Origin of the sequence: Bacillus sp. SG-1 (assembly GCF_000181495.1) — a bacterium.
GTDB lineage: Bacteria > Bacillota > Bacilli > Bacillales > Bacillaceae_B > Rossellomorea.
In genome coordinates this window covers 21,100-36,522 of record NZ_ABCF01000028.1, presented here as the reverse complement: position 1 = coordinate 36,522, position 15,423 = coordinate 21,100, and the positions used below count along the sequence as shown (strand labels likewise).

Annotated in this window: 15 protein-coding genes; all 15 read right to left on the bottom strand. The window is 43.5% G+C overall.

The annotated features are described in order from the left end of the window. Positions 1-123 precede the first annotated feature (123 nt). The 15 genes from spoVM to BSG1_RS12125 all read right to left on the bottom strand — a co-directional run bounded on the left by spoVM (position 124) and on the right by BSG1_RS12125 (position 15,416). Positions 124-204, bottom strand: a complete 81-nt coding sequence (spoVM, locus tag BSG1_RS12200) for a stage V sporulation protein SpoVM (RefSeq protein WP_006837352.1) — start codon at positions 202-204, stop codon at positions 124-126. Between the two features lie 102 nt (positions 205-306). Further along, on the bottom strand, positions 307-954 hold the full coding sequence (locus BSG1_RS12195; protein ID WP_006837351.1) for a thiamine diphosphokinase: 648 nt from the start codon (positions 952-954) through the stop codon (positions 307-309). Between the two features lie 973 nt (positions 955-1,927). Then, positions 1,928-2,584, bottom strand: a complete 657-nt coding sequence (gene rpe / locus BSG1_RS12185; protein ID WP_006837349.1) for a ribulose-phosphate 3-epimerase — start codon at positions 2,582-2,584, stop codon at positions 1,928-1,930. 1 nt (position 2,585) lies between these two features. Beyond that, a complete protein-coding gene (gene rsgA, locus BSG1_RS12180; RefSeq protein WP_006837348.1) occupies positions 2,586-3,470 on the bottom strand; it encodes a ribosome small subunit-dependent GTPase A in 885 nt (294 codons plus the stop codon). Positions 3,471-3,488: 18 nt separating this feature from the next. Further along, on the bottom strand, positions 3,489-5,471 hold the full coding sequence (pknB, locus tag BSG1_RS12175) for a Stk1 family PASTA domain-containing Ser/Thr kinase (protein ID WP_006837347.1): 1,983 nt from the start codon (positions 5,469-5,471) through the stop codon (positions 3,489-3,491). Between the two features lie 5 nt (positions 5,472-5,476). Beyond that, positions 5,477-6,226 carry a Stp1/IreP family PP2C-type Ser/Thr phosphatase gene (locus BSG1_RS12170; RefSeq protein ID WP_044022826.1) on the bottom strand — a complete coding sequence of 250 codons (750 nt, stop codon included), beginning with the start codon at positions 6,224-6,226 and terminating at the stop codon, positions 5,477-5,479. A 176-nt stretch (positions 6,227-6,402) separates the two neighbouring features. After that, positions 6,403-7,740: a 16S rRNA (cytosine(967)-C(5))-methyltransferase RsmB gene (gene rsmB, locus BSG1_RS12165; RefSeq protein WP_006837345.1), complete on the bottom strand. Its 1,338-nt coding sequence runs from the start codon at positions 7,738-7,740 to the stop codon at positions 6,403-6,405. Then, positions 7,733-8,683 carry a methionyl-tRNA formyltransferase gene (gene fmt, locus BSG1_RS12160; protein ID WP_006837344.1) on the bottom strand — a complete coding sequence of 317 codons (951 nt, stop codon included), beginning with the start codon at positions 8,681-8,683 and terminating at the stop codon, positions 7,733-7,735. Before fmt ends, rsmB begins: the two co-directional genes overlap by 8 nt. Further along, positions 8,680-9,165 carry a peptide deformylase gene (gene def, locus BSG1_RS12155; RefSeq protein WP_006837343.1) on the bottom strand — a complete coding sequence of 162 codons (486 nt, stop codon included), beginning with the start codon at positions 9,163-9,165 and terminating at the stop codon, positions 8,680-8,682. The genes fmt and def overlap by 4 nt, the downstream gene beginning before the upstream one ends. Before the next feature lie 17 nt (positions 9,166-9,182). Continuing rightward, positions 9,183-11,600: a primosomal protein N' gene (gene priA, locus BSG1_RS12150; protein ID WP_006837342.1), complete on the bottom strand. Its 2,418-nt coding sequence runs from the start codon at positions 11,598-11,600 to the stop codon at positions 9,183-9,185. Between the two features lie 5 nt (positions 11,601-11,605). Beyond that, the gene (coaBC, locus tag BSG1_RS12145) at positions 11,606-12,808 is read right to left on the bottom strand and encodes a bifunctional phosphopantothenoylcysteine decarboxylase/phosphopantothenate--cysteine ligase CoaBC (protein WP_006837341.1); all 1,203 of its coding nucleotides are present in this window, start codon (positions 12,806-12,808) and stop codon (positions 11,606-11,608) included. A 568-nt stretch (positions 12,809-13,376) separates the two neighbouring features. After that, positions 13,377-13,598 (bottom strand): DNA-directed RNA polymerase subunit omega, encoded by a 222-nt coding sequence (gene rpoZ, locus BSG1_RS12140; protein WP_006837340.1) that lies wholly within the window; start codon positions 13,596-13,598, stop codon positions 13,377-13,379. After that, positions 13,599-14,213 (bottom strand): guanylate kinase, encoded by a 615-nt coding sequence (gmk, locus tag BSG1_RS12135; protein WP_006837339.1) that lies wholly within the window; start codon positions 14,211-14,213, stop codon positions 13,599-13,601. Next, entirely contained in the window at positions 14,213-14,485 is a 273-nt protein-coding gene (gene remA, locus BSG1_RS12130; RefSeq protein WP_006837338.1) for an extracellular matrix/biofilm regulator RemA, read from the bottom strand. Before remA ends, gmk begins: the two co-directional genes overlap by 1 nt. 55 nt (positions 14,486-14,540) lie before the next feature. Beyond that, positions 14,541-15,416 (bottom strand): YicC/YloC family endoribonuclease, encoded by an 876-nt coding sequence (locus tag BSG1_RS12125; protein WP_006837337.1) that lies wholly within the window; start codon positions 15,414-15,416, stop codon positions 14,541-14,543. Positions 15,417-15,423 lie beyond the last annotated feature (7 nt).

The following is a 15,423-nucleotide window of genomic DNA, read 5'->3' as shown; positions in this document are numbered from 1 at the left end:
TTTTTAGGTTTCAAAAGACCTTTCCAGCATGAATTCTATTTTGACGGCGTTCAAGGTATACATAGTACCTTGATTTTTCCCACATAAAAAACACCCCAGATATCAGGGTGTTCAGGTCTGTCATTATTCTTTTTTAAATGTCCCCAGCATTGCTTTCACCAATCCACCCAAAAACTTAGGCAGCTTAATCGTATAGAATTTCATCAACAGTCCCTCCCCGTCAATCTAAAACCTGTTGTCTCGCTTGAATCGGTTATAGTATATTCAAACGATGAATTTAAGTACGCATTACAAATTTAAAAGTGCCTAATCATGACTTCTTATCACCATTAATATGCCGCTAGTGAAGGAAAAAGTACCAGTTGGCTGAATAAGTTCGTTACTTATACATAGTGTGGATCCCATTGAAATATTCCTGTTTTGAAGGGGGTATTTGAATCCCTTAAGCGTCAATGCTTCCACATCAGTGGTCAGCGGCAGGAACGATACGTACTTGCTTTCAGACTTTTCTTTTAAAGTATATTCACCAGGAGGAACAATTTGAACACCATTTTGTATGTCGATGATTTCAATTTCGATAGACGGGTGGAGGTTTTCTTTTTTTCCAAGCAATTGGACATTCGCTAAGAAGTGATCAATCCTTCCTCCGGTGGCCCCAAATATCCTGATCTTTTCAGGAGATTTAGTTATCGCCCAGTTAAGAGCCAATTCCATATCCGTTTCATCTTTTTCAGGCAAGTACCGGTTAATTTGATCTACATTCTCTTCAATCAATTTCCATTCCTCTTCATTTACGGAATCAAAATCACCAAAAGCCATATCCGGTTTGATGCCGTGGTTAAGCAAACGGAAAACTCCGTGATCGACCCCTACCCAAATGCTCGTTTCATCACTGTATTCATGAAGGTCAGGGATAAATTCTTCCGGCCCCCCGCCAAGAATATTTATTTTCATGGAATGGACACACCTCTTTCTCGTTTTTTATTTGCATCTGAATATATTAGACATTATTGCTTTTGATATATAAAGCTGATTTCCGCTACAGGTGCGTGACTCCGCGGGGCGGGCGGTGAAGTAAAAAGTGCAAAGGCCCCGTTCAGCGGCGTACGGACTGGACTGTCTCCGCATGAGATAAAGGAAACACAACGACCACAGTGAGTTGATGTTCATTTCCCATTGACCAAGAATGCACCATTAACCAGAAAAGCTTCTTACAGAAAAAATCCAGAAGCCGATTTCTTCTAAATACCTCTTTATCGAGTGGAGGAAATGAACTTGTTGACTTATCGCAAGGAGGGGGCCGGGAAGTCCGCTAGACGTTGGGGCCTTGGAGCTGGATTACCCTCCTAGGCTGCGCCTGCGGGGTTACGTTCCGGTGGGTACGTAACCTTGGTCTCACCTGTCATCAAAAGTGGAGGCGCCCTGTTCAGCCCCGACAGGCAAATGTTCCTCAGCGAAAAAAAGGGGGCTTTCCTTTTATTCGCTGAGGGTTATTTGACCCCGAGGGGCTGGGCGCTGGAACTAGACGTCCCGCTAATCCCGCAGGAGGTCACGCACCTTCCGCTTCAATCACCATATACTCAAAATTAGAAATATGATATTAAAAAACTTTGCGAAAATATCCTGAGTGAACCATCAATTACCGAAAAAAACAGCTTTTATTCATATCTTCCCTCTCCATGCAGATAAAAATCGTCTCATGATAAAGAGTAAAGCTACTTTCAGAAAATTCCAAGGTCGGATTTTTTTCTGGGTACATGGGGGGCTCCCTAAACAAGGAGAGCAGCTCTTTCCTTTCTTCCTTACCAGGATATTCGCTTTGAATTCTGGCTATATATTTTTGAAATTTATATCCGATAGCATAAGAAAAGAGCCTAAAAAAAAGACCGATATAAAGACGAATCTTCCATACCGGTCCATGTTTTCTTTATTTTTCAGCAGCTTCCCGTATAGCAGAAATCGCCTGTTCACGATCTTCTTTGTTATAAATGGCAGAGCCTGCTACAAATACAGTTGCTCCTGCGTCCGCACAAACTTTTGCCGTTTCAGCAGTAATGCCTCCATCCACTTCAATTTCCATAGACGGATTGAATTGCTGTGCAAGCTCATGTACTTCACGGATCTTAGGCACTACCGATTGAATGAAGCTTTGACCGCCAAATCCTGGATTCACCGTCATAAGAAGGACCATATCCAGGTCTTCAATGACATGTTTGATCATGTCCACAGGTGTCCCTGGATTTAATACAGCTCCAGCTTTAATCCCCCGGGATTTAATTAATTGAATTGTCCGGTGAAGGTGCGGAGTCGCTTCAGCATGGACAGTAATATAATCTGATCCCGCTTCTGCAAATGCCTCGATGTACTGATCAGGATTTTCAATCATCAGGTGCACATCCAACGGCAGATCTGTAATAGGTCTGACCGCCTTCACTATCATCGGACCTAATGTGATATTTGGAACAAAGTGACCATCCATGACATCGACATGGATATAGTCTGCTCCTCCCGATTCAACATCTTTAATCTCTTTTGCAAGGTTTGCAAAATCTGCTGATAGAATCGATGGTGCGATTTTAACCATTTCAATACCTCGGCTTTCTGTCTTTTATTTCATTATAGAATTGCTGATAGTGGTCATAACGGAACTCAGGGATTTCTCCACTTTCCACAGCCTTTTTGACCGCACACTTTGGCTCATTGATATGAAAGCAGCCTCTGAACTTACATTCGTCACTTTTCTCTGCCATCTCCGGAAAACAGGAAGAGAGCTCTTCCAGCTCCAATTCACTGAATTCCAGCGAACTGAAGCCGGGGGTGTCGGCCACAAGGCCTTCATCGTCGACTTCGATAAGCTCTACATGTCTTGTAGTATGCTTTCCCCTCCCCAAGTGGGTCGAGATATCACTGGTTTTTAAATCCAGCTCAGGCCGGAGGGCATTAAGGAGCGACGATTTCCCGACTCCCGATTGACCTGCAAAGACCGATATCTTCCCTGCGAGATGAGGCTTTAGGGCAGCCAGGCCTTCTTCTGTCTTTGAAGACGTAATGACGACCTCGTACCCAAAGGAACGATACGTTTCGACATAGTCATTGATCATTTCCCTTTCGCCATCCTTGACTAAATCCATCTTCGTCACACAGATCAAAGGTTCAATCTCTTTGCTTTCAACCAGAACCAGAAATCTGTCCAGGAGCGCTGTGCTGAAATCCGGTTCAACAGCTGAAAACACCAGGATGGCCTGGTCTACATTGGCAATCGGAGGTCTGACTAACTCGTTTTTTCTCTCAAAGACTTCAAGAATATAGCCTTCTTTCTCATTCTCTGACTGAAAACTGACATGATCGCCTACGAGGGGAGTCACCTTGTTCTTGCGAAAGATCCCTCTTCCCCGGCACTGGGTTATTTCCTCATTGCTCAGGACGTAATAAAATCCGCTAAGTGCTTTAATAATTTTGCCTTCTGGCATAACTAGCCTCCTTGAATGTTACTCTTCCTCGTTTTCAGGATATGGAACAGGTATATTCTCTACTACTTCCCCATCTACGACTACTCTAATATGACCTGTTTCCCCTTCAACGATTGTCAATTCAAATGTTTCCTTATAATCTTCCGAAATCGCAAAAATCGCTTCGGCTTCATCTATATTACGAGTTTGATCCTCAATATAGATTTCCACATTTTGCGGTTTCCCTTCCTCTGTCGGTTCATAAGGGATGCTTATTTCCTTTTTCACTGTTCTTGGAGGTTGCGGCTCTTTACCTTTTGACAGAACAACATCTACTGAGTCTCCCTTGACCAATTTTACCCCTGCTTCTGGTTTCTGGGATATTACCATTCCTTCTGGTACATCTTCAGAGAATTCTCTGTTAATGTTGATATTTATTCCCCGGAACTCTCCATAATCTTTCAGACTATTTTCAGTATACCCTTTTAAGTCAGTTAAAGGGAATGTTTCCAGTCCGGCACTTACAGTAAACTTCACGACTGTTTCACCCGGGATAACTTCCGAACCTTCAGGCGGGTCTTGGTCCAGGATGGTTCCCGGTTCAAATTCACTGTACCTTGGGTCTTTTTCGATATTTGCGAAGCCCAACTCATTTAACTCAGTTGCAGCCTCTTCATAAGCCTCTTCCGTATAATCCTTCATCTTGATCCTCTTCTTGCCCGTGCTGACATAAAGATTGATTTCACTGCCTTCTTTTACGGTTGCGCCTGCAGGCGGGTTCGTTTTGATTACCTGGTTGGCTGGTACTTCCTCATTGGCCTGATCGAGATAGTCACCGATCAGAAAACCTTCCAGTGCCAGGATTTCCACCGCCTCTTCCTGTGACTTTCCAGTTACATCAGGAAGAATTACTTCTTTTGGTCCAAGCATATCCGGCAGGACTGTTACAGCGAGTACACCAAGCAATGCGAGGAAAAAGAAAACACCGATGATGATCGCCGGCCATTTTTTCTTCTTCTTTTTACCCGGTAAGCCCTCATTTGCTTTGTTATTTGGAATCGTGCCTGCTGTATCAGCTCCATTGTTATCATGGACGATTGTGTTTTCATTATTGGAATAAGGACGATCATCTGTTATGACAGGAATCGCCTTGGTAGCATCCATATCTTCTTCAATTGAGAACCTCGGTTCATCCAGTCGTCCAGGATCCAAGGCTGTACGAAGGTCGTCTTCAATTTCTTCCACTGTGTCGTAGCGTTGAAACGGATCTTTGGCAGTAGCTTTCAGTACGATATTCTCCACACTTTGGGGGATATCTTTGTTCCATCTCCTAAGGGAGGGCGTTTCTGACTGCAGATGTTTTAACGCAATTGAAACAGCAGATTCCCCTGAAAACGGTAGCCGGCCTGTCAACAGCTCGAACATGACGATTCCAAGAGAATAGATATCTGATTTCCTTGTCGCCATCCCTCCCCGTGCCTGTTCAGGAGATAGATAATGGACAGAGCCAAGAACTGAATTTGTTTGTGTAATGGATGTGGCACTTAATGCCATAGCGATTCCGAAATCAGTAATTTTCACCGTACCGTCATGATCAATCAAAATGTTCTGAGGTTTGATATCACGGTGTACGATATGGTTTTGATGCGCATTAGCAATCGCAGAAATGAGCTGCCTCATAATATCGATCGTTTTCTCGATGGATATCGGTGAATGCTTCTGTATGTATTGTTTAAGAGTCAATCCATCCACATATTCCATGACGATATAGTAGATATCATCTTCTTCCCCAACATCATATATACTTACAATGTTAGGATGAGCCAAACTTGTCGCCGATTGGGCTTCACGCTGGAACCTTTTAATAAACTCTTCTTCATTGGCAAAATCAAGACGCAGCATTTTGATGGCCACTTCCCGGTCGAGGATCATGTCCCTGGCAAGGTATACATTGGCCATACCTCCGCCGCCGATCATCTCGAGTATCTTGTACCTGCCGCTGATTCTTTTACCGTTCAGCATAAAGCTCACCCGTTTCCGCTTTCAGGGGTATACTTTACGATTGCCAATGAAATATTGTCTTCGCCGCCATTCTCATTTGCCAACGAAATGAATTTCCGGCCAGCCTGGTCCAGATCTTGACTGCTTGAAAGAATACTTTCCATTTCTTCCTCAGAAACCTTATTGGACAATCCATCTGAACAAAGCATAATGATATCTTCTTCTTCAAAAATGATGGTCTTGGTATCCATTTCGACTTTCTCTTCAGTGCCAAGAGCTCTCAACAGTACATTTTTCCGTGGGTGATGTTCAGCATCTTCTTTGGATATTTGGCCGCTTCTGACAAGTTCATTCACAAGTGAATGGTCTTCGGTCAACTGACTGAAGCCGCTTTCGTTCAGGATATAGCCTCTGCTGTCACCGATGTTGACGATGGTGGCAAAGTTTGCTGTACATATAGCGGCTACAACTGTTGTTCCCATGCCTTCACATTCCATATTTGCCTGGGAATGTTCAAAGACGCCCTGATTGATTTCCTTAATTTTATCCTGCAGCCATTTTTCCGCCTGTTCTGCCGTGGCGATTTTACCTTCAGATTCCCAAAGTTCCTCAAATTTATTGATTGTCATTGAGCTGGCGACATCTCCAGCACGATGACCGCCCATACCATCAGCAACCACCGCAAGGCAGTCCCCTTCCTTATTTGTGAACACACCTACACTATCTTCATTATGCTGTCTAACTTTCCCCTTATCTGTGTAGTGAACAGATTTCATTTCGGCCACCTCTTTTCTTCATTGCCATCTTGCAGAAAGCGGGACAATTTCTTTTAGGAATTGACCCGCTTCACCATTTTTCACCGGCATAATTTACATGTACGACTTATGTGCCCGTTTCTCCTGCTTGCATTAAAAGCTTTTGCTTTTCTAAGTATAATTCCTTATTAAGGTAATTAAGAATCCTTTTTAAAGCAGGAGATAAAGAAGCCATCACCGCCAAAGTCCTGAGGGAATACCTGCAGCATGTTTCCTTCGACAAACGGCTGTACTGTTTCTGGCAGATGTGTCAGCGGGAATGGCTGGAATTCCTTATTCCCATCTAAAAATTCCTTTACGGTCCCCTGGTTTTCATTCCTGTCCACTGTACATGTACTGTAAACGAGAAGTCCGCCTTTTTTCAACAGCGGGGAGACTGCCTCTAAAATTTGCAGCTGGATTGTTTGAAGAGACTCCAAGTCGCTTTCCTTCTTGGTATATTTAATATCCGGCTTTCTTCTCAATACCCCTAAGCCTGAACAAGGTGCATCAACTAGAATCCTGTCAAAGCTCTCTGCTGCAAATAGCTCGCCGGCTCTACGGCTGTCATGAGCCTTTGACTCAATATTGCCAAGTCCTAATCTCGAAGCGTTCTCATTGATCAGCTTAATCTTGTGCTTATGCAGGTCAAGCGCAAACACCTTGCCCTTGCCTTCCATCAATTGGGCTATATGAGTTGTTTTCCCTCCTGGGGCTGCACAGGAATCCAAAACCGTGAAATCTTCATGGACATCCAAACTGTGTCCGACAAGCATTGAACTTTCATCCTGGATGGTCAATAATCCATCTTTAAAAGCAGCAGTTTTGGCAAGATTTCCTTTCAAAGAAATGATCGCATTTGGGACGATACTGCTTTTTTGGACAGTCAGACCTTCTTCGGTAAGCCTGTCTATCAGTTCATCTACAGTGATCCTTAATGTATTGACCCTTGCTGATTGATGCGGGGCCGTTATGTTGGTTTCACACATTTCTCTTGTTTTTTCAATGCCGAACTGTTCTGTCCATCTCTTAACAAGCCACTGCGGATGGCTGGTTTCAATGGCGAGGCGCTCCACCGGATCTTCTATCGATTCGATTGCAGCGACCCCTTTTCTCTGAATAGATCTCAGAATGCCATTGATCATACTGGCAATTCCTTTATGGCCCCTTCTTTTTCCAATTTCGACAGCTTCAAATAATACAGCACGATCAGGTATTTTATCAAGGTAAATCATTTGATATAAAGAAAGTCTTAAAAGCTGGCGTACCCAGCTTTCAATTTTTTTGTTGATGAAAGGAGCCAGGTAGAAATCGAGTGTCATTCTCCGCTGTATGGTCCCATAAGTCAATTCAGTCAACAATCCTGTATCCGGGCCTTTGATTCCGTACTTTTCAATCGCATGATTCAATAATAGATTACTGTAGGACTGGTTCTTTTCAACGGATTCCAGAACATCAAGGGCTGCTTCCCGTACCGTTTTTTTTCCCTTACTCATGTTCTTCTCCCATCTTCATGCCTTTTTCAATGAAAGATCCTGCGCCCCTCAAGTAATCTTTGGCACTCATACGCTTCTTGCCCGAAGGCTGAAGCTCTGTAATCTTAATGGATGTTGTGCTGCCTGTTGCTACAACGATGCCATCTTCTTCAACAGATGTAATTTCTCCAGGAGCGCCTGCTGAACCTTCAACTTTCTCACTCCACCAAACCTTCAGAACAGAACCTTCCAGCAGGGTGTAAGCTACAGGCCAAGGATGCATCCCACGGACATGGTTATATATTTCTTCTCCAGTTTTGGTCCAATCGATTTTCTCTTGTTCACGCTTGATGTTCCACGCAAACGTCACCTTACCTTCATCCTGCTTCTGAGGAGAGATTTCTCCGTTCAACAGAGCCGGAAGTGTATCGATTAACAGCTTGGCACCCGCTTCACTTAATTTATCATGCAATGTACCGACGTGATCCCTCTCGTCTATTTCAACTTCCACTGAGCTGATCATGTCGCCGGCATCCAGCTTTTCAACCATATACATAATTGTGACCCCAGTGGTTTTCTTCCCTTGGATGATGGAATAGTGAATCGGCGCTCCTCCACGCAGTTCAGGAAGAAGAGAAGCATGGACATTGATACAGCCAAATTTCGGAGATTCCAGTAATTCTTTAGGAAGGATCTGCCCAAATGCTGCCGTTACAATTAAATCCGGTTGCAAAGAGAGGACTTTTTCAAGTTCCTCCTTCTCTCTTATCTTTTCAGGCTGGTAAACAGGGATTCCATGCTTTTCAGCCTCTACTTTAACAGGGGGCGGTGTCATGACCCTTTTTCTTCCGACCGGACGATCAGGCTGTGTCACTACGCCGATAATATCATAGTCATTTTCAATTAGATTTTGCAGTACTGATACTGAAAATTGGGGAGTACCCATAAATACAATTTTGGTCATTCGCTTTCATACCTTTCAAGTTCATCTGCTTCTATATATCTGATTACCTTTGATGTGAATAACACACCGTGTAAGTGATCAATTTCATGTAATATCGCCCTCGCCAGGAAGCCTTCCGCTTCCACCAGCAGTTTGCGGCCTTTGCGATCCTGAAATGTCACTTTCACATATTCAGGCCGAGAAACTTCTCCATAAAGATTAGGGAAAGAAAGGCAGCCTTCCAAATCAATCTGCTCTCCTCTTACCTCCAACACTTCTGGATTGACCATTTCGATGGTACCCGTTTCGTCTCCTATATCGACAATGGCAACAGCAATATCTTTTCCTACCTGGGGTGCTGCAAGACCGACGCCATCTGCGGCAATCATCGTATCATACATGTCATCCAGGAACTTTCTCAGTTTTTTATCAAATTCAGTTACTTTGCGACACTCTATCTCAAGTATTTCGTTTGGGTAAGTGACAATCGGTAGTATGGCCAAAAACGTATCCCTCTTTCTTACATCATCATATAAGGATTGACATCAATTGAAATTGTTAACCCTTCAGATGCCTTTTGTTGTTGGGAATGCTCGAGAACTGTCTTCAGTATGGAAGGCAGTTCCGGTTCCCGCTTGTATTTTATCAAACATTGGTACCTATATCTATTGTTGATCCTTGGTATGGGGGAGGCAGCAGGTCCAAGCACGATCGACTGCTTGGACAATTTTGATTGAAGGAACTTTGTGATTTTCTCTGCTGCTCCCACCACTTTCAACAGATCTTCATGGCTGATTGTTATTAAGGATAAATAATAAAATGGAGGATAGCTTCCCATTTTCCTCATCATCATTTCCTTTTGATAAAAAGCATCATAGTTCTGTGTTCCTGCGAGCTCAATACTATAATGTTCAGGTGTATAGGTCTGTATTACGACTTCCCCGGGAAGTTTATGCCTCCCAGCCCTTCCGCTGACCTGGGTGAGCAGCTGGAAAGTCTTCTCTGCAGAACGGAAGTCGGGGAGATGAAGCATTGTATCTGCACTGAGCACGCCGACTAGCGTAATATTCGGAAAATCAAGTCCCTTTGCTATCATCTGGGTGCCCAACAGTATATCGGCATGCCCTTCCCCAAAGCTGTCCAGCAGCCGCTCATGAGCTCCCTTTCTGCTGGTGGTATCAACATCCATCCTGATAACCCTGGCTTCCGGGAGCAGCTTCGTCAACTCCTCTTCCACCTTTTGTGTGCCAGTCCCAAAGTAGCGGATATGCTCGCTTTCACATTCAGGACATGTTTGCGGCACTGCTGTTTCAAATCCGCAGTAATGACATTTCATATTGTTAGAAAATCTGTGAAATGTCAGGGAGATGTCACAATGTGGGCATTGGGCCACATAGCCGCAGTCTCTGCACATAATGAAAGATGAATGCCCCCGTCTGTTAAGGAACAAGACGGTTTGCTCCCCCTTTTGCAGCCTGTCCTGAAGTTTTTCAAACAGTTCTTCTGAGAACATGGAACGATTTCCGCCTCTTAGCTCTTCCCTCATGTCCACAATGGAGACAGACGGAAGCCGACTCTCGTTCATTCTTTTTGAGAGGGTCAGCAGCTTATATACACCTTTTTGGGCGCGGGCGAACGTTTCCATTGACGGGGTAGCACTGCCAAGTATCACTGGGCATCCATATTGCTTCGCCCTGTATATGGCCGCATCACGTGCATGATACCTCGGGTTTTCTTCCTGTTTGTAACTGGTCTCGTGCTCTTCATCAATAATGATGATTCCAAGGTTTTCAAAAGGAGCGAAAATGGCCGACCTGGCACCTACGACTACCTTGACTTCTTTCCTCTGAATCTTTCTCCACTCATCATACTTTTCCCCGGCTGACAGTCCGCTGTGCAGAACCGCCACATCGTTCCCAAACCTGCCTTTGAAGCGATCCACCATCTGAGGAGTCAGTGAAATTTCAGGAACAAGCACGATAGCCTCTTTTCTCTTATCGTACACTTCCTGTATGGATTGAAGGTAGACTTCTGTCTTACCGCTTCCCGTCACACCATATAACAAAAAAGTTTCATGCTTGTTTTGTTCAATGCTATGAAGGATCGGCGTGATGGCCTGTTTTTGTTCATCCGTAAGCGGGAAAGGCCTTGTCTTCTTGAATTCTTTATGAGCAAAAGGATTACGGTAAATTTCTTGCTGCTTCCTGATCAATACCCCTTTGTCCACGAGTGATTTTATAGTAGCAGCAGAAGCTCCCGCAGCATCAGCTGCCTCTTTCGTTGTTACGCCCTCGCCGCTCTCTCTCGAAAGAAAATATTGAAGTACCGCTTTTTGCTTATCGGCATTGGGAGGGAGAGATTCGATTTCTTCCATTATTTTTTCTTTTGAAACAGCAGGGTGAATCTTCTGGACAGTTTTCTTTTTGCCCTTTGATTTAACGCTGTAGAACACATCCAGATGACCTGCTTTGATTTCTTTTTGCAATAATGGAAGAATGCCTGCCTCCTCAGCATCTTTCCAGGAAACTTCTTCTTTATTTGTGAAAAGATCTGCAGCTTCTTCAGACAGCAATTCCCGTTTTACAGGATTCAAGATGATCTTCTTCTCATATTTAGCTTTCATGGCTGCAGGCAGCATGACCTGCAATGCTGATATTTTAAAGCAAAGAGTTTGTTCAGTCAGCCAATCCGCCATTTTTAATAAATCTTCGTTCAACACAGGCGTAAGGTCCATGGGCTGTACAAGGTCCTTCAGCCTTTTCGCTTCTGAAGATGCCTTTATTCCAGTGACAAACCCTTGTACTTTACGGGGGCCAAATGGGACGACAACCCTCATCCCAGGAAGGATTTGCCCCTGCCAGAGTTCCGGTATGGAGTAGTCAAAAACCCGGTCAGTCTGCATGGTGGGAACGTCGACAATCACACTTGCAATCTTCATCCCTATCAACCTTCATCCATCATCTGGTGAATTTCATGAAGAATCTCTTGAGCAGTTTCCGCTTTTGTCAATAAAGGAAGTTCCCTTTTCGTTCCATCTTTTCTGAATAACGTGACAATGTTTGTATCACCGGCAAACCCGGCACCTTCAACAGTAATGTTGTTGGCAATGATCATATCAGCATTTTTCTTTTTCAGTTTTCCGGCGGCATATTTCTCGACATCATTTGTCTCTGCTGCAAATCCTACAAGGAATTGCCCCTTTTTCTTCTCTCCCAATGTTTTGAGGATATCTTTCGTTCTTTCAAATTCGATCACAAGGTCAGTATCCTGCTTTTTCATTTTAATTTCAGAAGTTACTTTTGGCCTGTAATCTGCCACAGCAGCACTCTTAATGACGATATCCGCAGTTTCATAGTTGGCTAATACTTCATTGTACATCTCTTCTGCGCTTTCTACTGTGATCAGTTTAACCCCTTGAGGTGCCTGCAGGGACACAGGGCCAGATACCAAAATCACTTCCGCTCCCAGCTTCGCCGCTTCCTCTGCCAATGCGAATCCCATCTTGCCCGAAGATCGGTTGCTGAAAAAACGGACAGGATCAATTTTTTCCCTGGTAGGACCACCCGTAATGACAACCTTCTTTCCTGCAAGGGAAAACGATGGTCCCTTGAAAAAGCTGCTGATATGTTCAACGATCTTTTCCGGCTCTTCCAGTCGTCCTTTTCCAACATATCCACATGCAAGATATCCTTCACTCGGTTCGATAAAACGATAACCGAATGAGTAGAGTTCATCGATATTCTTTTGTACAGCAGGGTGACCATACATGTGGACATTCATCGCAGGCGCTATCCATACAGGTGCGGTCGTTGCCAGCAATGTGGTCGTCACCATGTCATCGCCTATACCGTTGGCAAGTTTGCCTATCACATTCGCTGTCGCAGGGGCTACAAGGACAAGATCCGCCCAATCGGCAAGGTCTATATGGGCAATGACTTCAGGATTCTTTTCATCAAATGTATCGGTAAATACGTCGTTACGTGATAAAGCTTGGAATGTCAACGGTGTGACAAACTGTCTGGCTGAGGCACTCATGATTACTTTTACTTGTGCGCCTGCCTGTACCAGTTTACTGGTAAGTGCGGCCGCCTTATAGACGGCAATACCGCCGGTGACACAAAGCAATATGTTTTTCCCCTTTACCATATAATCCCCTCGTTTCGACAATTCTTTTATTTAGGCTCTTTTCTTAAACTTTTGTTTCGATTTAATATGAATTTCAAAATATATCAGAGCAAGAAGAAAAGAGTTACTATCCCGTTCAGAGAGCCGCCCTTTTTACCCGGGAAAAATCCGGCTCTAGGGATTTTTCCGAAAGCAACAATCTAAATGAAAACAGCCTTTATTTAAGAATATCATAATTATTATTGTGCCTTATGTATGTTTGATTGAAGCTTTTATTTGAATGTTTTTACATAGCTCTTTTCTCAGACATTGGTGCTTTTGATATTTAAAGCTGGTTTCCGCTCCAGGTCCAATCAACATGACATGCGCCGGGCTTGCGAGGTACATCAAATTATGAGAAAGTCCAAAAAGATGCCCTTTGCCACATGACAATCGAGAATTTCCCATCCTTCTCGGTGCCCATTATTCATATTCTATTATGAAGGATTTTCCCATAAAAAGAAAATAAGGGGCTGACCCCAAAGATATAAAAATACCTAAAGGTGTCAGTCCCTCATAAAAACAGCTTCATTTCTCATTGGCTCGCTTATTATTCGTCTGAATAAACAGCTCCAACTTCTCTTTCCTTCATTGAAAGCTTGCCTGCTTCAATCTCTTCAAGCGCTTTTCCTACATACTTTTCAGAGACATACTTATTAAGCATAAAGCTTCCATCTTCCTGTAAGCCTCTTGCGCGTTTTGAAGCGATGCTCACCAGTGAATATTTAGAATCGATCTTTTTCATTAAAGAGTCTATGGATGGGTTTAACATTTAATCTACCTCCAACATTTTTTGGTAACGCTGTTTTACACGCTCAATCCGGCAATGTTCAGCCTGTACAATTGACTTTATTTTTTCAGTAGCATTTTCTACTTTATCATTTTCCACTACATAATCATATAAGTCCATCAATTCTATTTCTTTCCGTGCTGTCGTCATCCGGTTTAAGATGAGTTCCTCTGTTTCAGTTCCCCTTGTCGTAATTCTGTTTTGAAGTTCTGTCAAACTTGGAGGAGCCAGGAATATAAACAACCCTTCAGGAAACTTCTCCCTGATTTGTTTTGCACCTTGTACCTCTATTTCGAGGAAAACATCTTTTCCATTATTGATCGTCTCACGGACATAATCTTCTGGAGTACCATAATAGTTGCCGACAAATTCAGCATATTCCAGTAGTTTCCCCTGTTCAATGAGGCTTTCAAACTCTTCGCGTGTTTTGAAAAAGTAATCTACCCCATCTACTTCTCCCTCTCTCGGAAGACGGGTCGTCATAGAAATGGAATACTCAAATTGAGTATCCTCCTGAGAGAATATTTCTTTACGTACTGTACCTTTTCCCACTCCCGACGGGCCGGAAAGTACAATAAGCAATCCTTTTTCTTTCATTATTTACCCTGCCCTTCTTCAGCAATATCATCTTTATCCGTTAAGCGGGCGGCAACCGTTTCCGGCTGGACAGCGGATAAGATCACATGGTCACTGTCAGTGATGATCACCGCTCTTGTCCTTCTTCCATACGTTGCATCCACAAGAGTCCCGCGGTCCCTTGCATCCTGTATCAGCCTTTTAATCGGTGCAGACTCAGGACTGACAATTGAGATGATTCGATTTGCTGATACTATATTACCAAATCCTATGTTAATGAGCTTTATAGACATAATGCTCCTCCAATCAATAGTCTATTTTGACCTTATCATTCAATAAATAATCAAATTATTCAACATTTTGCACTTGTTCTCTCATTTTCTCCAGGCAGGTTTTCATCTCCACAACAAATTCAGCAATCGCTGCATCATTGGCTTTAGAGCCGATTGTATTCACTTCCCTGTTCATTTCCTGGATAATGAAATCAAGCTTGCGGCCAATCGGTACCCCCAGCTTGATAGAAGCAGTGAATTGAGTCAAATGACTTTCCAACCTCGTGATTTCCTCTGATATATCGCTCTTATCAGCGAAAATGGCGATTTCAGTCAAGATTCGTGATTCATCTGCATTTTCACCGGCCAAATCCTTGATCTTTCTCTCCAGCCTTGCCCGGTATTGTTTGAGAACAGCGGGAACATGCTCCTTTATGGATGATAATGTATCCCTGAATAAGTTGATATGAGAAAGGAGGTCTTCTTGAAGCTTTGCCCCCTCAGCCTTTCTCATTGCTGTAAGGTCAGCAAGCGCCTTAATAAAAGCTTTTTCAACTAGGTGTTGAACCTGTTCATTTTCTTCCTCTGTTTCTTCTATAGAGATAAACTCAGCGTCCTTCAGCAGATCTTGCATCGCAATATCTGTTTCCAGAGCGAACTTCTCCTTTAAAGTTTGAAGTGTCCTGAAATAGTCCTCGGCAAGCTGCCAATCGACCTTCAGGTTTCGGTGGACAAGCCCTTCTCCTGTAATCGTTATGAAGGCGTCGACTTTCCCACGCTTTATGTATTCAGACATTTTTTTCTTTAATTTATCTTCAATTTTTACCAGTTGCTTTGGTGTGCGGATAGTTAATTCGCAAAACCGGTGATTCACCGATTTCACCTCGACCGTAACCACATGTTGTTCCGACTCCACTGTTGCCCTTCCGAAGCCGGTCATGCTCACAACCATTCACAGT